Genomic DNA, 21,355 nt, shown 5'->3' with positions numbered 1-21,355 from the left:
CTCCTTACTATTGACCTAATGTCAGTGTTTTTAACATTAGGCTTTTGGCGGTATTAATGACTTCGACATTGGCTTGATAGCTGCGTGATGCAGATATGGTGTTGACCATTTCGGCAACAACATCGACATTGGGTTTTTGGATGTAACCTTTCTCATCGGCTAATGGATGATGTGGCTCATAAACTAAGTTCATGGGTGCCGGGTCTTCAATCACTTGGGCGACTTTAACGCCAGCAATACTATTTTGTTCACCGTTATTATCCACCTGAAAAATAACTTGTTTTGCTTGGTATGCTTTTCCTGAGGTGCTGGTGATGCTGTCAGCATTAGCTAAATTACTGGCGCTGACATTCATTCGCTGAGTTTGTGCCATTAAGGCCGAGCCAGAAATTGCAAAAATTGAAAAACTCATACTGATTATCCTTGCTGTAATACAGATATTACATTTTTAAATTGTTCACCTAAAAAAGTTAAATTGCTTTGATAGTGGATACTGTTATCCATAAATGCTGTGCGTTCTTGATCCATTTCGACTGTATTACCGTCAGCGGATGCTTGATAAGGAATACGATAAAGCATATTTACATTTGTCATAGCAGGTGCATTGATCTGTATATGTTGATTCGACGTTACATTAAGTTGTAGGTGATGGCGATTATTCTGATGAGTTAGTGCTTTTTTTAATTCGGCATTAAAATCAATATCACGAGCCTGATAATTCGGTGTATCACTATTAGCAATATTTGATGCTAAGATAGTTTGTCTTTTTTCACGTACATTTAATGCTTGTTGATGAAAATTAATAAAGGTGTCTAATTTATTCAGCATAAAATCGTCTCACTTTGTTTGATATTTAAAATTTTATGTGAATCAAAAAAAATTCATCGTATAAATAACAACAAAAATTGTCTTTATTTCAACATTCAATAAAATTGTTCATACAGTAAAATCGGCTTACAAATAATTTTAAAACAAGCAAATATGATTAAGGTTTTTAGATTAATACAGCTTATTTCACTATTATTGGTGACCAATATGGCGATGGCTGATTCATTTGAAAGAGCGGTGAATGATTTAGTTTCAAAACATATAACGGTTCCTGTCGATAATATTTCAATATCTTATATTTCGCCTAAACCGCAGTTAATGTGTGATGAGCCCAAAATTACGCTACTGAATAATAAAAAACAGTGGGGTACGATGACCATTGGCGTTAAATGTGGTAATAAAACTCAGTATTTGCAAATAAAAGTCAGTGCTGAGGGACGTTATTTTGTCGCAGATAAACCTATCAGTGCAGGAACTATCATTACTGATGCATTGATACGGTCAAAGTTGGGACGACTTGATCTTCTAGCCAATTCGGTAATTTTAAATAAGCAGCACATTATTAATCATATTGCTTTACGTAACATCGATCTTGATGAGCCAATTCGAACTTCAATGCTACAACAAAATTGGCACATTAAGGCCGGTCAAATGGTGAAAGTGTTGATTAATGGAGAGGGGTATGTGATTGCGACAAAAGGTAAATCTCTTAATAACGGTGCCTTAGATGATCATATTAGTGTAAAACTTAATTCTGGCAATATTGTTGAAGGTATTGTTACGCAAGCGGGTGTGACAATTTTCGATAAATAAAATTAATGATTTTTTTATTTTTGCCGATAATTAGACTAAACAAATCATTAAATTTTTGATCAAAGGTATTTTATGAGTATAGACGCGACTAAATCGGTAACGACAATAGCAGGATTACTTAATCGTGATGTTATCAATGAGCAACCAAAAAGCCCACGATCATCTGAGCAGACAAAAAATAGCCTGACCAGCAGTGCTAATGTGACATTAAGTCAAAATACTTTATCGCTTTTACAGTCTACGCATAATGATATTGACATGGAAAAAGTTGAAAGTATAAAACAGGCTATTACTGAAGGTAAATTAGTGATAAACACCACAAAAATAGCTGATGAACTTATCAAACAGATGATTGAAAATATTGAATAGTAAGTAAAGTTTGAAAGGAAATAAAAATGTTAGAATTAAATGACATCTTAAATAAAATAACCGTCATGTTACAAACACTTTCAGACATTTTGCAGACCGAGCAACAAGTGCTTATTGAAAACAGTTCTATCAATCAACTTAATGAAATCATTAATAAAAAGAGTCAATTACTTATCGAATTAAAATTATTAGATGAAAAACGAATTAATACCAGTAAACAACTCAATTTATCTTCCCCCTATAGTGAAAATCCAGAACTGGCAGAGCAATGGCAATCCATTACAACTACTACGCGGTTATTAGCGAATATCAATCGTGATAATGGTTTGATTATTCAAAATCGTATGCATCGTACTCAGCAAACTATCGATCATTTAAAAAGTATTCATAATCCGGTTGTTTATACCAATAATGGTTATCAACAAACCGAAACAATCTCATCAAAACGAGCAAAAGTTTAATGATGATTGCGGTGTGTTCACTGCAAACGCGTTAAATACACCTTAATTTGTCGTTTAATCAAGCCAATAACTTTAGTGTGTTAAGTTCATACTGTGACTATTTTATTTCTATTTAGACAGTTAGATACTATTAACCCCCATCATGGCTAATGAAAGTGATGTAGATAAAAGCGAACGCCCCACCGATAGCAAACTTAAAAAAGCTAAAGAGAAGGGACAGATACCCCGTTCACGAGAATTGACTTCCGTCATTATTTTGTTGGTGGGCATTATGCTATTTTGGTTAATGGGTTCTACATTAGTCCAAAAGTTAATCATCATGATAAAAACAGCGATGCAAGTCTCTTTTCGTGTAAATGATGAATCTCGTATTCTGACAAATTTGATTGAGTTGATGACCGCAGGCTTTTGGGCTATTGTTCCTCTGTTTTTTGCATTGGTTATCTTTGCTATTGTGGCGCCGCTTTGTGTGGGTGGTTTGTTATTTAGTTGGCAATCAATTAAACCCAATTTTAAAAAGTTGAATCCGATTTCTGGTTTTGGTCGGATGTTTAGTCGACGAATTTTAGCGGAATTATTTAAAAGTATGCTAAAAGTCATATTAATTACCCTAGCTGCTTCATTGTTATTATTAGACTTGTTTCCAAACCTGCTTTCTCTTCCCAAAATGTACCTAAATAGCGCATTAACTAAAGCGATAGATCTTATTTTAATTTGTGGGTTATTTATGGTGTTGTCACTTATTCCTATGGTTGGCTTTGATATCTTTTATCAGATTTGGAGTAATTTAAAAAAACTGATGATGTCAAAACAGGAAATTAAAGATGAGTTTAAAGAGCAAGAGGGAAATCCTCAAATAAAAGGCCGTATTCGGCAGATGCAGCAAGCCATGGCAAGGCGTCGCATGATGAAAGATGTCGCTAAAGCAAATGTCATTGTAACCAACCCGACGCATTATGCGGTTGCTTTACATTATGATGAAAAAACCATGATCGCCCCTAAGGTATTGGCAAAAGGAACGAATTTGGTTGCTTTAAGAATTAAGGAGATTGGCAATCAACATCATATTCCACAATTAGAAGCGCCACCACTAGCTAGGGCTTTGTATCGTTATGGCGAAATTGGCGAGACCATTCCAACCGAATTATATACAGCTGTTGCGCAAATTCTTGCTTGGGTTTATCAATTAAAACGGTGGCATAAATATGGCGGTGATAAACCGATGACACCTAACAATTTGCCAGTACCTGAATCATTAGCAGAAAATCAACCAAGGCGGTAATTAATCACATGATTAAAAATAAAATAGTTTCGTTTTTATCAACCAATGGGCTTAAAAAAGGGCATTATCAGATTTTAGCAGGTCCACTGCTGATTTTATTGATTCTTTCAATGATGGTATTACCTTTACCTGCATTTATGTTAGACCTGTTTTTTACCTTCAATATTGCGTTATCAATCATTATTTTGATTGTGGCATTGTTTACTAAGCGTGTACTTGATTTTGCGGCTTTTCCAACTGTGTTACTGTTTGCGACTTTATTACGCTTGTCATTAAATGTTGCCTCAACGCGGGTTGTTCTGTTAAAAGGCCATACTGGCAGTAATGCCGCAGGTCGGGTGATTGAAGCCTTTGGTCATTTTCTGGTAGGTGGTAATTTTGCGATAGGTATTGTAGTTTTTATCATTTTGGTGATTATTAATTTTATGGTTATCACCAAAGGGGCCGGGCGAATAGCCGAAGTCGGGGCTCGCTTTGCGTTAGATGGTATGCCCGGTAAGCAAATGGCTATTGATGCGGATCTTAATGCTGGATTAATTGGTGAAGACGAAGCCAAAGCACGCCGAGCCGAAGTCACCCAAGAAGCCGATTTTTATGGTTCAATGGACGGGGCAAGTAAATTTGTTCGGGGTGATGCCATTGCTGGCTTATTGATAATGGCAATTACCATTATCGGCGGGCTGTTAGTTGGGGTCGTACAACATGGTATGGCACTAGCGGATGCGGGGCAAACGTATGTATTATTAACTATTGGTGATGGTCTGGTTGCTCAAATCCCTTCTTTAATTATTTCAACGGCTGCTGGCGTGATCGTGACAAGAGTCACATCACAAGAAAACATCAGTGAACAGATGCTAAACCAGTTGTTTAAAAATCCACAAGTATTAATCTTGACTGCGGTTGTCATTGGATTATTGGGTTTGATTCCGGGTATGCCAAATCTGGTGTTTTTACTGTTTACTGCAATATTAATTTTGCTTTCTTGGTGGATTAACAAGCAGAAAAAAAATGATACGACTGCCAGCACTAAGCAAGTTGATACGCAAGCGACGACACCCAGTAATATTGAAGCATCTTGGTCGGATGTCAGTATTGAAGATATTTTAGCAATGGAAGTGGGGTATGGGTTAATTCCTATGGTAGATCAGACTCAGAATGGTGAATTATTGGGTCGGATACGCAGTTTACGGAAAAAGTTTGCTCAAACGTTTGGTTTTTTGCCACCTCAAGTTCATATTCGAGATAATTTATCTCTTGCCCCTTATCAATATAAGTTGTTTATAAAAGGGGGGGAAATAGGGAAAGGTGAAATCGTAAATAACAAATGGTTAGCGATTAATCCGGGTAATGTGGCAGAAACCATTGACGGAATAGCCACTACCGAGCCTGCTTTTGGTTTGCCTGCGGTATGGATAGATGCTAGCAATAAAGAAAATGCTCAAATCTTAGGTTATACCGTTGTTGATACCAGCACCATGATTGCGACGCATTTTAATCATTTGTTACAACAGTTCGCCAGTGATTTATTAGGACGAGTGGAAACACAAGAGTTACTGGATCATGTTAAACAAGATATTCCAAAATTGGTGGAGGATTTTATACCGGGCGTTATTACGTTAACGACTTTTCATAAAATACTCCAAAATTTAATTGCCGAAAAAGTGTCAATACGTGATATGCGCACAATTATCGAAACCATAAGTGAACATGCACCAAATCAAAACGATGCTTATCAATTACTTAGCTTAGTGCGAATAGCATTAGGAAGAGTGATAACACAACAATGGTTTCCGGGCAATGGAGCAATTAATGTCATTGGTTTAAATGTGAATTTGGAGCGATTGTTGTTACAAGCACTCCAAAATACCAGTAATGTTGAGCCGGGATTAGCGGATCATATTATTCAACAAGTTAAGCAGGCTTTAAATCAGCAAGATGCCATTGGTGCACCGCCTGTACTTTTGGTTAACCACACATTAAGACCGATGCTTTCACAATTTTTAAGACCCCATTTTCCACAGCTTGTGGTATTGTCAAACTTAGAAATCACGGATAATCGAGAAATCAAAATGACTTGTCAAATTGGTGTAGAATAGTACCAGTAATTTGATTAATCACGCTTAAATTGAAAATTCAGCAATAAAAAGCGCTATCATATAGTGAACAGGCATTAGCTGTTCACTATATAAAATAGATTTTTATCTTATTCTGTCACTACTGTAAAACGTTGTTTAATGTGTTTGGCATTTTCTGCTTCATCAACCATGGCTATGGCATAATCAGCATAGCTAATTTGGCTTTTTCCTTGAGTGTTGAATAAGACCTGTTCACCGCCTGCTTTGTAGTGACCTGTTCTTGCGCCATCGGCAATGAACTCAATAGCTGGGCTTAAGTAAGTCCAGTTCACATCCTGACATTTTTTTAATTCATCGAGCGCTTTAGCCATATTATTAGCTAATGGTTTAAACTCTTCTGGAAATTCCGGTGTATCAACTAAACGAACAGTATGTTCAGGATTGACATATAAACTACCTGCACCACCAACAACTAATAAACGGTTAGGTTTACCGCTTAAAATATCGGTTAAATGTTTTAAACTAGTTTGATGTTGAGGAAGTGATTCAAGGCTCCATGTTGCAAATGCATCGACAATAACATCAAAAGGTTTCAAATCTTCATAAGTCAGATCAAACAGATCTTTAACTAAGATTTTTGCATTAGGATTAACATGAGAATTTGGATTACGGACAATTGCCGTCACATCATGCCCACGTGCAATTGCTTCTTTAACTATCAGACTGCCAGATTTACCACTTGCACCAATAACAGCTATTTTCATCTTTTTACTCCTTTATTCTTTTCAATTTAATAATATTGTTGGATTCTGGTTTTAGGTTATGTTAAGAAAAATCTTTAAGTAATGAATGTTTTTAGATTAATATTCTAAGTATCTATTGTAAAGTAGGTACTAAACAGTAATATAGTTACCAAATTAATACTATAATTGAATTTAAAGGATTTTTAATATGTCTCTCAATGAAAATTTACCCCCTTGTCCAGTCGAAACTACGCTTATGTTAATGGGCGATAAATGGAAAGTCTTAATTGTTCGTGATTTATTAACAGGTACAAAACGCTTTGGAGAATTAAAAAAATCCTTAGACGGAATATCGCAAAAAGTGTTAACCCAGCACCTACGTGCCATGGAAAAAAACGGATTAATTCATCGCAAAGTCTATGCCCAAGTACCACCGAAAGTGGAATATACTTTAACCGATGTTGGACAAAGTTTAAAACAAGTGCATGACGCCATGTTAGAGTGGGGAAGTGCTTATAAGTTAAGGCAGTGTGTTAAGAAATAGGTTTTTAACATGAATAAAAAGCTATTTTTTGTCAATTATATTTAATGATATTAATGGTTATTTAAGTATTTTTTTTGAAAATTTGACCTGTATCACATATTTAATTAGATTTGTTCACTTTTTTATCTTGTTTTAAGTTAAACTTCGTTTCTAAAATTTATCTTTACAATAGATTATCTACTTTTGAAAGGAAAAATATTGGAAGCAATAAAAACATATTGGTTTTTAAGCGCTAAGTTTAATGGTGGTGAAGACCAAACAGAACGTTTTGTTAGATTAGGTATTTGGGAAAATGGTTACGATAATAAATACTTAAATACCGTACGTACCATTTCAGTTGGTGATCGAGTTGCGATTAAATCCACTTATAACTTAAAAAAGAATTTACCTTTTGATAATAAAGGTCAAGCTGTTTCGGTCATGGAGATTAAAGCAACCGGCATTGTGACAAAAAATTATGGTGATGGAAAGTTATTAAAAGTTAATTGGCAAAAAGGGAATCTAAATAAAAAATGGTTTTTCTATACCAATATAGCCACTATTTGGAGTGTTAAAGATGATGAATGGTTATCAAAACAATTAATCAATTTTACTTTCTATAATGAACCACAGGATATTGACTATTTTCGGAATGCGCCTTATTGGCGATCACGTTATGGTGATGTTGCCAATCGTACCCAATTGTTCAGTTGGGTACGTTTTTATGAAGCTATTGCAGATAATTTATTAATTTATCTAGACAAAAGCAAACGTTCAATATTAATGGAATTTGTCAATCAGCTGGCCACCGAGTTTAAGCTTTCTTATTTACTCGATAAAGGTTTACAGGATATTTGTCCATTTACTGCATTAGGAACATTTAATCGACATATTAAAGAAACGACAAGAATAGAAATTGCAAAAAAGTGGGCTGAATTTCTTAATATTGAAGAATCCGTCCCTAACTCTTTTGAGGGCATACCATTACTTAATAATCAATTGTCTTGGTTTTTTACCAACTCTGAAAATCAACAACAAGAGATTGATAATTTGTGGGAATTTTATGCTACTGCACTGAAGTTTTCTAATGCTGATGAAAACTATCGAGATGAGTTTGAACAAAAATTTGACTTGATCATGTCGCAGTCATATTTTCCATGGCAATTAACAAGTGGTTTATTTTGGATTCGTCCTCACGCCTATGTCGTATTGGATAAGGCTTCAAAAACTTATCTTACTGATGAATTGGAGTTGATAAAAGATGATCGATTATCTAAAGAGCATTTTAATGGTAATGTTTACCTAAAATTGCTCGATGATTTAGCAATGAGATTTAACGAAGATTACTTTCCTATTCACTCTTTTCCTGAGCTTTATTTCACTGCACTACGTAAATATGAAAATCGCACATTAATTAATGAAAATTTAGCATCTAATAATCAATGGCAAATTATATTATTACAATTCATCCAAGAGCTTTGCCAAGATAACGGAAGTAATGTTTTTAATTGTAAAGAGTTGCTGGATAAATACGGACAACAACTTGAGGAGGAATTTCCAAATAATAGAGTTACAAGTAACTTGTTAACTTACACTTTACAACGAATGAAAGATAAAAAATTTTTTCAGTTTTTGGGGAATGGTAAATATCGGTTACTTAATCATAATATTGATGGAAAAAGAGGAGAAATCATGGAAAATGAACCAGATATTGATGCACCATTAATTGATGATCCATTATTTGTTAGGCATCCTTATACATTAAAAAATTTAATTCAAGAAGACTGTTTTATCGATAAACAGCAATTGCAACAAATGATATCCAGTATAACAAAAAAGAAAAATATCATTTTACAAGGCCCGCCTGGTACAGGTAAAACTTGGTTAGCTAAAAGGTTAGCTAATATTATTATTGGTTATAAAGATTCAAATAATATTCGAGCAATTCAATTTCATCCTAATCTATCTTATGAAGATTTTATTCGTGGTTTTCGCCCTACCAGTGAAGGTAAGTTAGCGCTGATCGATGGTCCATTTTTGGAGATAATTCATCAAGCCAGAAATGATCCTCAATCTAAATATGTTATGGTTATTGAAGAAATTAATCGAGGTAATCCGGCACAGATTTTTGGTGAAATGCTAACGCTGCTTGAAGCTGATAAGCGAATACCGAGTGAAGCATTAGAATTGACCTATCGCCGTGAACAAGAAAACGGAATATATATTCCCGATAACTTATATGTCATTGGTACGATGAATATAGCGGATCGATCTTTAGCATTAGTCGATTTTGCATTACGTCGACGTTTTGCGTTTTTTACTTTAGATCCTAATTTTTCAGAAAAATGGTTACGCTATATGATTAAAAAAACAGGGCTCAATAGTAAGCTTTTAGAAGAAATAAGAGAAAGAATGAATGAATTAAATGAATTCATTGCTCAAGATAGAATGTTAGGAAGTGCTTTTGCTATTGGTCATAGTTATTTAACTCATCATAGAGCTATACCGAAAAGTGAAGGTTTAGTTTGGTATCAAAATATTATTGATACAGAAATTAAACCTTTATTGGAAGAGTATTGGTTTGATGAAAAAGATAAACTTAACAAAGCAATGAAACTTATTAAGATTGCATATAAATAATTTCAATGAATACTGAATCGACAACAAGACAAAATACCACATTAAATAAAATACCTATTAAAAACATATGGTTACTTTTATTGTATGCATCAGATTATTATAAAGAGCTTGATAAACAGCAGCGAATAAATTTTGAAGAAAATCCTGAAAAAATTGTTGAGCTGGCTGCTGAGATTTATTGCAAGGCAGTACACAAAGGATTGCGTTATTCATTATCTAACAGTTATCAACCTAAAAAGCAAGTTTTAACACGTGTTAGAGGGAAAATTGATTATTTAATAACCGCACGTAAATTATTACTTGAAAAAGGTAAAATCCATTGTCGATATGATGGATTAACAAATAATACACCCAAAAATCAATATATTCATGGTGCTGCTCATGTTTTATTAAGGCAATTAAATAATGATAAATTGATTAAGCAATGCAAACAAATAACCAATCGTTTTAAAGAGTTAAAAATCGGTAAATCTAACTATTACAACCCTGTTATCGATCAGTTCAATCGATCAAATCCTCATGATAATCTATTAGTTTCGGTGGCTAAATTGGTTCATAGTTTATCTATTCCAACAGAATTATTCGGTAAAGAAACACTTAATACGTTGGAGAAAACTGATCAGTGGTTAAGAGCATTATTTGAGAAAGCGGTAATTGGTTTTTATCGGGTTAATCTCGATCCAAATGAATGGCAAATCGAGTCGGGAAAAAGGTTTAAATGGCAATGTACCCAATCGACGGACAACATTGGACAGTTTATGCCAGAAATGATCACCGATTTAATTATAGAAAATAACAAAACTCATTCTCGCTTAATTGTGGATACTAAATGTACCTCAATTTTTAATCATAACAAATTTTCTTTTAAGACAGATCATTTGTACCAACTTTATGCTTATGTAAGAAGTCAAGAAAGAAGTGATGACCGATTATCCTATTCTGCATCAGGTATGCTGTTATATCCAACAACAAATCAATCGATTAATGAATATACTACCATTCAAAATCATCAGCTATTTTTTTGTACGATTGATTTAAGTCAAGCAAACATGAGAATTAAAGAGTGTTTGCTATCTTTATTGGCTCAAAGTACATAAGCAATCTGCATCAAGATTCGACACCATTAGAATGAATTGATGCATTCAATCGAAAAGTTTATAACCAAGTACCACCTAATATGAAATTCACACATTACCAATGTTGCTCAGTGTTTAAGACAAGTGCATAACATAATATAAATAAATTAATAGGATAATATTCATTAAGCAAAAAATTAAGGCTCATTAGCCTCAACTTTAGAACAAATAAAATAAAAATCATTCGGTTTTGAGTCATTATCCTGACCAATAATTATAGTATCAGGGTAAAGTTTATTGTCCGTAATAGGGGTAATATCTTTTCGGTATATGTCTGTATCATTCAAAGGAATGGGTTCTTCACAGCTACGCAATATAGTGTTAGCACCAATCAATTTAGCGAACTTGTGCATATCCCCTTTGGCTTTAGCATAAAAAGATGTGACAAAATTATCGCTTTCATAACGAATCATATTCACCCATACATTCTTGATTTTGATAGGTTGCTTAAAATGGTATTCGATTCCAGTGATATTATCTTGTTGTTTGTTTTTTATGGTAATTTTTTGTTTTTCAAGTTCAGCAATGATTTTTTTATCTTCGATGGCAAAAGGCTTTGATTGACATAATAGAGCAGTTTTAAATTGTTCTTTAACGGTAGCTATTTTGGTGACATTACTTGATGCGTGTCCGGATAAACTGACAAAAAATAAGATATAACCTAACAGTAAATATAATTTTTTCATGTTTAATCGCTTGTCGTAAAGTGAGATATTGAGTTAAACAGTACTACTAATGACCTGTTAAATTTTAACCTGATTCTACCATTAGACATTAATTTAGGTATACCAATATTTCATGATTTTTAATATCATCCAAACAGCTACCGTATCGCAATTTTGTTGAAACTATATTACTATAATTTTATTGATCTTTATTCAGCAAAATTATTATGAGCAAGTCATCGAGCCACTTAACCATTAAGGATATTGCCAAACTTAGCGGAGTAAGCAAATCAACGGTTTCAAGAGTAATTAACCATGACCCAATGGTGAAAGAAGCAACACGTAATAAAGTCAATGCCATTATTGAACAATATCAATTTACGCCGTCTAAATCTGCAAGAGCAATGCGAGGTTATGGTAATAAAGTGATTGGTATTATTGTTACTCGTCTTGAGTCGATGTCTGAAAATCAAGCTGTCAGTAGTATGCTGCCAATATTTTATCAACATGGCTATGATCCGATTATTATGGAAAGCCAATTTAATGTTGAAAAGGTTGAAGAACATTTAGCCATGTTGAAAGATAAGCAGGCTGACGGTGTCGTGGTTTTTGCCTTTACAGGATTGGATAAGGGAGTATTGTCTTTCTGGCAAAATAAGAGTGTGGTTATTGCTCGTTCATTCCCTAATCATATGTGTGTTTGTTACGATGATATCGGTGCAGTAACTCACTTACTTGAGCATTTATATCATCAACAAAAACAGCGTAATATTGCTTTTATTGGTATTGAACAACAAGACCAAACTACCGGTGCGCTACGTTATCAAGCTTATCTGGATTTTTGTCAGCTTCATCAAATCACCCCTAATGCTTGTTTAGGAAACTTAAGTTACCTGTCAGGCTATCATCTTGCTCAAACAGTCATTAAATCATCACCTTCTGCTATTGTTTGTGCGACTGAAACGCTTGCGTTAGGTTTGCATAAATATCTTCATGAAAAGCAACTTAATAATACCATTGTTGCGAGTATCGGACAGAGTGAATTGCTCCGTTTTCTTTTTCCACAAACGTTATCTGTGGAGTTAGGTTTTGATAAAGCTGGAACTTATACCGCTCATGAATTACTCCGAATGTTAACCGATGAAGTTGAACTCAAAACGGTGACTATCCCTTGCCAACTGGCTGTTAATAAATAGCGATAACAATTTAAAATTATTATAGTTTTTATTATTTATGTGAGATCAATCACAAATAGGGAACGTTCCCATTTATTGTTTGTCTTTTTCAATCTATGCTAAATCCTAATTCAAACATAGCCAATGTATTAATAGCTAATTCAGCTAAATATCTATGATAGGGAGACTTGGAGATGGCTAAAGATCCTAATATCGCCTCAGAATCGATAACCGCATTAATTGATTGTGTGGGTGGAAAAGAAAATATTGCGAGTGTTACTCACTGTTTAACACGATTAAGATTTGCACTGTCTGATCCCAAATTAGCCAATATAAAAGCCATAGAGGGATTACCTTTTGTAAAAGGGTGTTTTAATAATGCTGGGCAGTTTCAAGTTATTATTGGAACGGATGTTGATAGTTATTACAAATTATTGATTGATCGATTAAATATTGATGAAGCGACTAAAGAGCAAACAAAAGCCTCAGCTAAAAAAAATATGTCATGGTTTGAACGCTTAATTTCAAATTTAGCTGAAATTTTTGTGCCATTATTACCCGCACTGATTGCGGGGGGATTATTACTCGGCTTACGTAACGTGATTGGTGACATGCCAACTATAAATGATAAACCACTTACTGACACTTATACTTGGTTGGTACCTATTCATAGTTTTCTTTGGTTACCTTGTGAAGCGATTTTCAACTTTCTACCAGTAGCCATATGCTGGTCTACAGTCAAAAAAATGGGCGGTTCCCCTGTGTTAGGGATTGTTTTAGGGATAACATTGGTTTCCCCACAACTGATGACTGCTTATGATCTAGGGAAAAAGATTCCCGAAGTGTGGGATTTTGGTTGGTTTACGATTCAAAAAGTCGGCTATCAAGCACAAGTGATTCCATCTATTTTTGCCGGTTTAGCGTTAGGATGGATTGAAACTCGATTACGTAGAATTGTCCCTAATTACCTAACTTTAGTGATTGTACCAATTGTATCAATACTATTAGCCGTCGTCCTTGCACATTTTCTTTTAGGACCAATCGGACGAATGTTGGGCAATGGTATTGCTTATGTGGTTAAATACCTAATGACGGGTGATTATGCCTTCATTGGTTCGGCTATTTTTGGATTCTTCTATGCACCTTTGGTTATTACAGGAATTCATCATACTACATTAGCTATCGATATGCAGATGACACATAGTATGGGTGGTACACCGATTTGGCCAATTATTGCCTTATCCAATATTGCTCAAGCTTCAGCCGTTGTTGGCATCATTCTAATCAGTAAAAAACATAATGAGCGTGAAGTTTCCATACCGGCTGCGATATCAGGTTACCTAGGTGTAACTGAGCCAGCTATGTACGGTATCAACTTACGCTATAAATTCCCAATGTTCTGCGCCATGATTGGAGCGGCGAGTGCTGGGTTAATCTGTGGTTTACATGGTGTATTATCTAATGGTATAGGTGTGGGTGGATTACCTGGTATTTTATCCATTAAACCGATTTATTGGGGAATTTATGCATTAGCTATGATTGTGGCAATTGTCGTACCTATTGTTTTAACATCAGTTGTTTATAAAATAAAATTGAAAAAAGGTACGTTAGATATTCGCTAAACACGATTCAATAACCGTTAACCGTTCAATTATGGAACGGTTAATTTATGACAGATGAATAATTAAGAGCAAACAATGAATACGAACGAAATCCCTTGGTGGCAAAATGGTACTATTTATCAAATCTATCCCAAAAGTTTTCAAGCCAGTGGTACTGGTTCAACGGGAGATTTATTAGGCATTATAAGCCGATTGGATTATCTTAAAAATCTGGGCATTAGTGCGATTTGGTTAACGCCAATTTATCCCTCTCCGCAAGTTGATAATGGTTATGATGTATCGGATTATTATGATATTGATCCGGCTTATGGCACGATGGACGACTTTGAATTATTGGTTAAGCAAGCGCATGAACGTGATATCCGTATTATGATGGATATGGTATTTAACCATACTTCAACAGAGCATCCATGGTTTAAATCTGCCTTAGATAAAACCAGTCCTTTTCGATCGTTTTATATTTGGAAAGATGCCAAAGCTGACGGCTCAGAACCCAACAATTGGCGGTCAAAATTTGGCGGTAACGCTTGGCAGTGGCATGAGCAATCAGGACAATACTATTTACACCTGTTCGCAAAACAGCAAGCCGATCTCAATTGGGAAAATCCAACCGTACGCCAAGAGATTAAAAATGTGTGTCAATTTTGGGCGGATAAAGGCGTCGATGCATTAAGGCTGGATGTGATTAATTTGGTCTCTAAACAGCAAGACTTTCCGGATGATGTCCAAGGGGACGGTCGAAAATATTATACAGACGGCCCCAAAATACACGAATTTTTGCAAGAGATAAGCCGAGATGTTTTCCTACCTAATGGTTTAAAAACAGTGGGCGAAATGTCATCCACTACATTAGAAAACTGTCAAAAATATGCCGCATTGGATGGTAAAGAGTTGACAATGACGTTTAATTTTCATCATTTAAAAATTGATTATCCAAATGGGGAAAAATGGACGCTGGCTAAGCCCGATTTACTTGAACTCAAAAAAATACTTGGCTATTGGCAAAAGGGTATGCACGGTAAGGCGTGGAATGCAATTTTCTGGTGTAATCACGATCAACCTCGTATTGTGTCACGTTTAGGTAATGAAGATCAATATCACAGCGAATCAGCTAAAATGCTGGCGATGATTCTTTATGGACTACAAGGCACACCGTACCTTTATCAAGGTGAAGAGATCGGGATGACAAATCCCCATTTTACTCATATTTCGCAATATAAAGATGTGGAAAGTCTTAACATCTACCAAGAAAAAATTGCCGAAGGTATGTCAGAGTCTGACATGTTAGCGATTCTTGCCAGTAAGTCACGCGACAATAGCCGAACGCCAATGCAATGGGATCATACTGCCAATGCCGGATTTAGCCAAGGTAAACCTTGGATTGAGGTGGCAAATAATTATTCAAAAATCAATGTTAAGGCAGCGCTTGACGATCCCAATTCAATCTTCTATTGCTATCAAACCTTAATCAAATTACGCAAAATGTATCCGATCTTTATTTTCGGTGACTATCAAGATCTAACGCCTGATGTTGCTAATTGTTGGTGCTATGCCAGACATTGGAATAATCAAACGTTACTCGTGATAGCCAATCTGACCGAAAATACGGTTAAATGGCAATTACCTAATGGGTTTGAAAATCGTCATTGGCAAAGATTGCTAGGTAATTATGAAAACCAAACTATATTAAAGCCAGAAATGGTGTTACAACCTTATGAGGCTATGTATTGGTTGCATATAAATAGTTAAACGGTTGTATCAGGTTACAAGGATATACACTAAATCATTTTGTTCTATTGAATTAAAAAATTGTTGAGCGAATAAGGTAGTAAGAAAATGCCAACACTTGTGTTGGTTTTTTGATTGAAACGCCATAATAAGTTGTTCATCGAAAGTTGTGGATAGTTCATATGGGTCATCAATTCCTTTATGTTAGTTAATCAATAGACATTCTAAATCACGTTAAATAATTGGTAATATGTGTAAATCTAACTTTCCTGTTATAAAAAACGGGTTATCAGAACGTCAACTATACTCACTTGAACAGTAATTAATTAGCATTAGTGATGAATATCAATATTGGGTTATCTTAAGATAAAGTATTATAGAAATTATGATAAATGACCTAATTAGTAAAGCTGTCTAGAAATAGAGTAATAATACATTCGTTTTATACTAAAAAAATATTTTTCAATCATATTCATTGGGATAATTTTGATTTTTAGAATTTGGTATTTAAAAATAATTATTATAAAATAATAAATTATAATTCCATTGAAAATAATAGATTTATCATCGTTAAAAAACATAGTAAAAATGAATACAAAAAGAAAACAAAATAAACCATTAAAAAAATCTTTTATGGATATTATATCAACAGCACTGACTTTTGGTGTTTTATTTTGGTCTCTTTTGTTATTAGTTTTTATTTTTCTAGCTGTTATAAATTTATTTATAGGTGTTGATGAATTATTATTTTCAATTCACGGTGTGTGGTTTTTTCCTGCTACTATTTTAGCATGGCTATGCATGACTCCAACTTTCCATATCACAAAGAAAAGCATTATTATTTTACGAAAAATTAGACCAAAAATTTATATTCCAATTTGCCAAGATCTTGAAGTTAAAATCATTAAGGTCGAATATTTCAAGTATCCACCTAAAGGGATACTATGGAAAAGGATAAGATGGATAGGGAAATGGCATCCTATATATATATTATTTATAACTTTTAAAAATAAAAAAGTAAAACTAAAAAAAAGCGTGATAAGTGGGGTATACACACATGACCAAATTGATTACTTTTTTAGTAATTTAAATTTGTCAGGTGTTCGCTATGAAGTCAAAAATTTACATATTCCTGTTTAGTAAAAATTTAGGGATTTATTTCTATATAACCTTAATGATTTGGATATTTCATTTTTATAATTTGAAACATTTTGGTAATTGATTTCTCTTTCCTCAATTGTATATATTCCATAATTTTTTATAGTGGTATCTATTATTATTTCTGTATCAAAAAAGAGTGAATGATTCAAAATAAACCTCTCGGATTGAATGGCTTGGGTGATAAATATGCTGTTTGAAAGAGTCGTGTTTGTTAAAAATAAACATCTATAATTTTATTGTTTAGAGATTAAGAAGAATTATCGTAATTTACTCGTTAGCTGATTGTTTTTTTTATTACTTACTATCGATTATATAACCACTCCCGCATTTTAACTAACCGAGCAATAATTTCATCTGAATCGGGCATTTCAGGTAAGGTTGTGGTTAGTGTTGCGGTTTCAATGTCATCAAATAATGATTTGGCCATATTCATAATTTCGTCATAGCTTAATTGACCATTTTTAATTGCGAGCAGTTCGTTTCGATTAGTGCGTTTATTGGTAATGGTGCCTTTGGTCATAATTTCATGAGCAACTTGTAATAAGCGAATGGTATGCATCATATTTTTAGCATCAAAATCATTACCATTTTCAATATTACTGCGATAACGCTGTTCATTACGTTTAGCAACCCATTGCCAGTAAGCCTTATAATCACGACAATGCGATGAAAAACCATCACGATTAAAACTTAAGTAAGCAATTACTGGGGTGTCGACTTTTATTGAAGACAAGCACAGCTCGGTCGAATCATCCTGTTGAATAATACCATGATAACCACAATCCCCTGATGCATCATAAAAAAGGGCATATAAATCTCGACTATGTGGAACATTCACCAAACCACATAAGTGTTGATCAAAACGCTTTTCATTTAACCAATTGGTGAGGGGATAAGCATGCTGACCTTGAATAATATAACAAAAATCAAGGACCGTTTTACGCTTCACCTCGACTGGATTATTAATCTTTTTATTCAATCCCTTGGCTTTTTTAATTTGTGACATGGCATAGTGAGCAAAGGTTTGTTTAGTTTGTTGGGATAAAAATAGATCAAGGGTTAACTGCTGCATAATTGGATGCTGATATAAAATACAGTCGGGTGCAGAAGCCAATACTTCTAAAATATTCGGGTTATTTTTAAGTAAAAGCTCTACAAAACGACCTAATTCATAATAGACGATATCATTGGTTTCATTACTAATTTGCGGAATATACTCGAGTCCATAAAATTTATCTTTAGGTAAATAAAACACCCCTTTGATATCTGTATCCGATGTTTCGGTAGCTAATCCGAACGAACGACTACCACTAATCACTTCAAACAAAATGAGATTTTGTGCTTTTAAATCATCAATTGTCATGTCGTGTTCCTTTCCTTATTTTAAGCTCATTAACGTTTGTATAAAAAAGCGATCTAATTTATCTGCCTTAAAATGCTGTTCAGTGATAGACTCAACTTCTGCACTGATATCAATCATGGATTGTTCAATGAACGATAAGATTTCTGGCGCAATAGTTATCGATGCTGATTCCACCATAGTTGCTTTTAATCTAATAATATCATTTATTTGCTGTCTTAAATTATCCGGTAATAGTGTTAATAATGGCATTATTGCCATAGGAGCGATTTGCCGTTTTTCTAAACACCATTTAGCACACAATAAAGGTCTTAACACATAAAACAATTTTTTAACACCAATCTCTTTGCCATCGATAGTTTGCAGCGAGCTTTTAGCAATACCTAAATAGTGATAGATGTTACCACGTGTATTAAAAAAGTCTGCACACAATTGCCATAATTGCTGAGCAATTGATTGATTTTGCTGATAAATAATTGGAGATTGCAACCACTCAAACGGCGTAGTATTGGATTTTCGGATTAACTGTAGGGTCTTTTTCAAATCCCAACCTTGTAAATCCAGTTCGTCGTCTATGGGAAAAGTAAAATGTGATTCAGGATTATCAATGGCTAAATATCTATCTAATGGATGAACATAAATAAAACGTACATCATAATCGCTATTTGGCGAAGGAAACCCCCACGCTCGACTGCCCGATTCGCAGGCATAAAGAATATGGATACGGTATTGTTGTTCTAATTCGGTAAGTTTTTGTTTTATTCGCTGTTCCATTTTTATTATTCCTTAACTTTTGACACAATTTAAGCATTTTACTCATTATCATTGATAACAAATTATTTAGAAATGAAAATTTATGATTAGAACCTTCAAATCTGAAAAAATTAACAAAAAATAAGCTTTAGCATTTTTTTATTAAATTTGTACATTTAATATAAAATCCCTACTAGCTATCAATGCATGATTTTTGATCCTAATGGCGATTACATGCGACAATATCGAGGACAAGCAGAAGCTTTTTATGATGATGGAGACATCCCTTTTTCAATAGAACAATTTATCAAATACCATGCGAAAGATGGTGATTATGTTTCTCAACGTGAAATCACATTAACACGAGAGCAAGCGCTGAATATTGAAAAAAGAATTATTAATGGTAATTATGCGACTTTTATTGGTTTTTATTGTGCGCGTGCCGTTTCATCTGTTTTAGATGAATATGGTCTACAAGAACTTTATTTGTTACCTGCCTCTTTGGAAAAAGCGGTAAAAAAGATTGAAGATAAAAAAGGACAAGCTAGTGAAAATAATTAATTTAGTCATTATCGTTTTATTTAATTTTATCGGTGCCTATCTAAGTTACCAATGGTGTTATTCAATAATTATAAGAAAACATCATCGTTTACCACCAGAATTATATTATTTGATATGTTATGGTTTGTGTTATTTCTGTTTTATTCTGATTTCAATCTTTCTTTTAAATAAAATAAAACGACCGATGGTTTTAGTGATTTTCGGCGTGCTAATTGGTATTATAATTCCCGCAATGCCGCCTATTGTCCAAATGTTAGTAATGGAAGATACTAATAAATTTGCTTTTAATCTAGATTTTATTATGGGGATGTTAGGTATCACATCAATGATAACCCTCAATTTTATAATATATCCGGCAATATTATTATGCTGTCATTATTTTATTGGTGGGATACAAAAAATATCAAGTAAGCTTGCTTTGAAGCAATAATTAATTGTCCGAACTAGTCAAAAAAACGCCCAACTATTTTAAACTGTTGGACTTATTAGATTGGATTGTTGATATTGAATTATCTGCTGTTATTTTAGGCGTTTTATAATAAAAATTAGTAAAATTAGAATCCAAACTAAAATGCTAAATGATTTTTATTGCAGTTTATGATGAACCTATCAGGCAAGCATAAAATAATCATCACAGGTATGACCAAGATTAATTAACTACTGCTAAGTCTAAGAAAAATATGCTATATTATTTTTTAATTGATTTTACAAGGTGATAAAATGGATACAAAACTAACCAAGCATGACAAACGATATATTGAAGGCACAGACGATGTCTACAGCATTATGCAACGTGTGTTATTGCGTGATAACCAAATCGACCAAGAAAAAGAACATCTTTGGATGATTGGCATGAATCAAGCTGGTTATATCCTGTATATCGAACTGATTGCGCTTGGCAGTTATAAATCGGTCGATGTTGAACCGATGAATGTATTTCGTGTTGCGGTAATGAAAAACGCCTCACGCGTGATATTAGTTCATAATCACCCGTCAGGATCGCTGACGCCGTCGGATGCCGATAAAGATATCACTGATCGCCTAATCCAAGTCGGCCGTATTTTGAATATCGACCTAATCGACCACCTAATTATCACCCCTAAATCCTATATCAGCTTCCGCAGTACTAAACTTATGGACGAGTTAGAACAAAGCCTAAAATACGTCCCGACTTATCAAGTGGTTGAACGCATCCGTAAGGAAGAAAAATTGATTGCTAAAGAGAAGTTGGCGGTAGCAAATGACAAAGTTAAAGTGGCTGAAGAAAAGGCGAAAATAGCAAAATTGGCGGAGAAAAAAGAAAGAGAACAAAAAGAACGATTGGTTCAAGCTTTAGCTCGAAAAGAAGTATCGGTTGAACAAATTGCAATCATCATGGAAATTGATACTAAAGAAGTTCAGAAGATTCTTAGAAAGAAAACGGTAAAAGCTCAAAAGTAATAAGTATCAAAAATGCGAAC

Annotated in this window: 21 protein-coding genes; 15 read left to right on the top strand and 6 right to left on the bottom strand. The window is 34.1% G+C overall.

The window, feature by feature from the left end; translation table 11 throughout:
* Positions 1 to 7: 7 nt before the first annotated feature.
* Positions 8 to 412: a flagellar basal body rod protein FlgC gene (gene flgC, locus A9G10_RS02100; protein ID WP_065558037.1), complete on the bottom strand. Its 405-nt coding sequence runs from the start codon at positions 410 to 412 to the stop codon at positions 8 to 10.
* A 5-nt stretch (positions 413 to 417) separates the two neighbouring features.
* Positions 418 to 828 carry a flagellar basal body rod protein FlgB gene (flgB, locus tag A9G10_RS02095; RefSeq protein WP_065558036.1) on the bottom strand — a complete coding sequence of 137 codons (411 nt, stop codon included), beginning with the start codon at positions 826 to 828 and terminating at the stop codon, positions 418 to 420.
* Between the two features lie 153 nt (positions 829 to 981).
* Between flgB and flgA the strand changes: the two genes are divergently transcribed.
* From flgA to flhA, 5 genes are all read left to right on the top strand, one after another.
* Positions 982 to 1,641, top strand: a complete 660-nt coding sequence (gene flgA / locus A9G10_RS02090) for a flagellar basal body P-ring formation chaperone FlgA (protein WP_081298968.1) — start codon at positions 982 to 984, stop codon at positions 1,639 to 1,641.
* A 72-nt stretch (positions 1,642 to 1,713) separates the two neighbouring features.
* Positions 1,714 to 2,010 (top strand): flagellar biosynthesis anti-sigma factor FlgM, encoded by a 297-nt coding sequence (gene flgM, locus A9G10_RS02085; protein ID WP_065558034.1) that lies wholly within the window; start codon positions 1,714 to 1,716, stop codon positions 2,008 to 2,010.
* Positions 2,011 to 2,036: 26 nt separating this feature from the next.
* Positions 2,037 to 2,471, top strand: coding sequence for a flagella synthesis protein FlgN (locus A9G10_RS02080; RefSeq protein ID WP_065558033.1), 435 nt, complete (start codon positions 2,037 to 2,039; stop codon positions 2,469 to 2,471).
* A 142-nt stretch (positions 2,472 to 2,613) separates the two neighbouring features.
* The gene (flhB, locus tag A9G10_RS02075; protein WP_065558032.1) at positions 2,614 to 3,753 is read left to right on the top strand and encodes a flagellar biosynthesis protein FlhB; all 1,140 of its coding nucleotides are present in this window, start codon (positions 2,614 to 2,616) and stop codon (positions 3,751 to 3,753) included.
* Positions 3,754 to 3,761: 8 nt separating this feature from the next.
* Positions 3,762 to 5,849 carry a flagellar biosynthesis protein FlhA gene (flhA, locus tag A9G10_RS02070; RefSeq protein WP_065558031.1) on the top strand — a complete coding sequence of 696 codons (2,088 nt, stop codon included), beginning with the start codon at positions 3,762 to 3,764 and terminating at the stop codon, positions 5,847 to 5,849.
* A 107-nt stretch (positions 5,850 to 5,956) separates the two neighbouring features.
* Here the strand turns inward: flhA and A9G10_RS02065 are convergent, their stop codons facing one another.
* On the bottom strand, positions 5,957 to 6,592 hold the full coding sequence (locus A9G10_RS02065) for an NAD(P)-dependent oxidoreductase (protein ID WP_065558030.1): 636 nt from the start codon (positions 6,590 to 6,592) through the stop codon (positions 5,957 to 5,959).
* A 187-nt stretch (positions 6,593 to 6,779) separates the two neighbouring features.
* Between A9G10_RS02065 and A9G10_RS02060 the strand changes: the two genes are divergently transcribed.
* From A9G10_RS02060 to A9G10_RS02050, 3 genes are all read left to right on the top strand, one after another.
* Positions 6,780 to 7,115, top strand: a complete 336-nt coding sequence (locus A9G10_RS02060) for a winged helix-turn-helix transcriptional regulator (RefSeq protein WP_065558029.1) — start codon at positions 6,780 to 6,782, stop codon at positions 7,113 to 7,115.
* Between the two features lie 198 nt (positions 7,116 to 7,313).
* Positions 7,314 to 9,734, top strand: a complete 2,421-nt coding sequence (locus A9G10_RS12715; protein ID WP_143425950.1) for an McrB family protein — start codon at positions 7,314 to 7,316, stop codon at positions 9,732 to 9,734.
* A gap of 5 nt (positions 9,735 to 9,739) precedes the next feature.
* Entirely contained in the window at positions 9,740 to 10,831 is a 1,092-nt protein-coding gene (locus A9G10_RS02050; RefSeq protein ID WP_081298967.1) for a 5-methylcytosine restriction system specificity protein McrC, read from the top strand.
* A 176-nt stretch (positions 10,832 to 11,007) separates the two neighbouring features.
* Here A9G10_RS02050 and A9G10_RS02045 read toward each other — a convergent pair whose 3' ends face one another.
* The gene (locus A9G10_RS02045; RefSeq protein ID WP_065558027.1) at positions 11,008 to 11,556 is read right to left on the bottom strand and encodes a hypothetical protein; all 549 of its coding nucleotides are present in this window, start codon (positions 11,554 to 11,556) and stop codon (positions 11,008 to 11,010) included.
* A gap of 206 nt (positions 11,557 to 11,762) precedes the next feature.
* Here A9G10_RS02045 and treR point away from each other — a divergent pair, with 206 nt between their 5' ends.
* The 4 genes from treR to A9G10_RS02025 all read left to right on the top strand — a co-directional run bounded on the left by treR (position 11,763) and on the right by A9G10_RS02025 (position 17,200).
* Entirely contained in the window at positions 11,763 to 12,731 is a 969-nt protein-coding gene (treR, locus tag A9G10_RS02040; protein ID WP_065558026.1) for a trehalose operon repressor TreR, read from the top strand.
* A gap of 173 nt (positions 12,732 to 12,904) precedes the next feature.
* Positions 12,905 to 14,332 (top strand): PTS trehalose transporter subunit IIBC, encoded by a 1,428-nt coding sequence (gene treB / locus A9G10_RS02035; protein ID WP_065558025.1) that lies wholly within the window; start codon positions 12,905 to 12,907, stop codon positions 14,330 to 14,332.
* A gap of 75 nt (positions 14,333 to 14,407) precedes the next feature.
* The gene (gene treC / locus A9G10_RS02030; protein WP_065558024.1) at positions 14,408 to 16,081 is read left to right on the top strand and encodes an alpha,alpha-phosphotrehalase; all 1,674 of its coding nucleotides are present in this window, start codon (positions 14,408 to 14,410) and stop codon (positions 16,079 to 16,081) included.
* A 567-nt stretch (positions 16,082 to 16,648) separates the two neighbouring features.
* Entirely contained in the window at positions 16,649 to 17,200 is a 552-nt protein-coding gene (locus A9G10_RS02025) for a hypothetical protein (protein WP_065558023.1), read from the top strand.
* A 322-nt stretch (positions 17,201 to 17,522) separates the two neighbouring features.
* Here A9G10_RS02025 and A9G10_RS02020 read toward each other — a convergent pair whose 3' ends face one another.
* A complete protein-coding gene (locus tag A9G10_RS02020; protein ID WP_065558022.1) occupies positions 17,523 to 18,584 on the bottom strand; it encodes a nucleotidyltransferase domain-containing protein in 1,062 nt (353 codons plus the stop codon).
* A 15-nt stretch (positions 18,585 to 18,599) separates the two neighbouring features.
* Positions 18,600 to 19,355, bottom strand: coding sequence for a nucleotidyltransferase domain-containing protein (locus tag A9G10_RS02015; RefSeq protein ID WP_065558021.1), 756 nt, complete (start codon positions 19,353 to 19,355; stop codon positions 18,600 to 18,602).
* Positions 19,356 to 19,541: 186 nt separating this feature from the next.
* Between A9G10_RS02015 and A9G10_RS02010 the strand changes: the two genes are divergently transcribed.
* The 3 genes from A9G10_RS02010 (at position 19,542) to A9G10_RS02000 (ending at position 21,335) form a co-directional block, all read left to right on the top strand.
* Positions 19,542 to 19,895, top strand: a complete 354-nt coding sequence (locus A9G10_RS02010) for a hypothetical protein (RefSeq protein WP_065558020.1) — start codon at positions 19,542 to 19,544, stop codon at positions 19,893 to 19,895.
* Positions 19,882 to 20,325 carry a hypothetical protein gene (locus A9G10_RS02005; RefSeq protein WP_065558019.1) on the top strand — a complete coding sequence of 148 codons (444 nt, stop codon included), beginning with the start codon at positions 19,882 to 19,884 and terminating at the stop codon, positions 20,323 to 20,325. Before A9G10_RS02010 ends, A9G10_RS02005 begins: the two co-directional genes overlap by 14 nt.
* Before the next feature lie 290 nt (positions 20,326 to 20,615).
* Complete coding sequence (locus tag A9G10_RS02000) at positions 20,616 to 21,335, top strand: JAB domain-containing protein (protein WP_065558018.1); 720 nt, start codon at positions 20,616 to 20,618, stop codon at positions 21,333 to 21,335.
* Positions 21,336 to 21,355: the final 20 nt, after the last annotated feature.

Origin of the sequence: Gilliamella sp. wkB308 (assembly GCF_001690185.1) — a bacterium.
GTDB lineage: Bacteria > Pseudomonadota > Gammaproteobacteria > Enterobacterales > Orbaceae > Gilliamella > Gilliamella apicola_I.
Note: the sequence above shows the minus strand (reverse complement) of the source record. Positions and strands in the feature narration are given on the sequence as shown.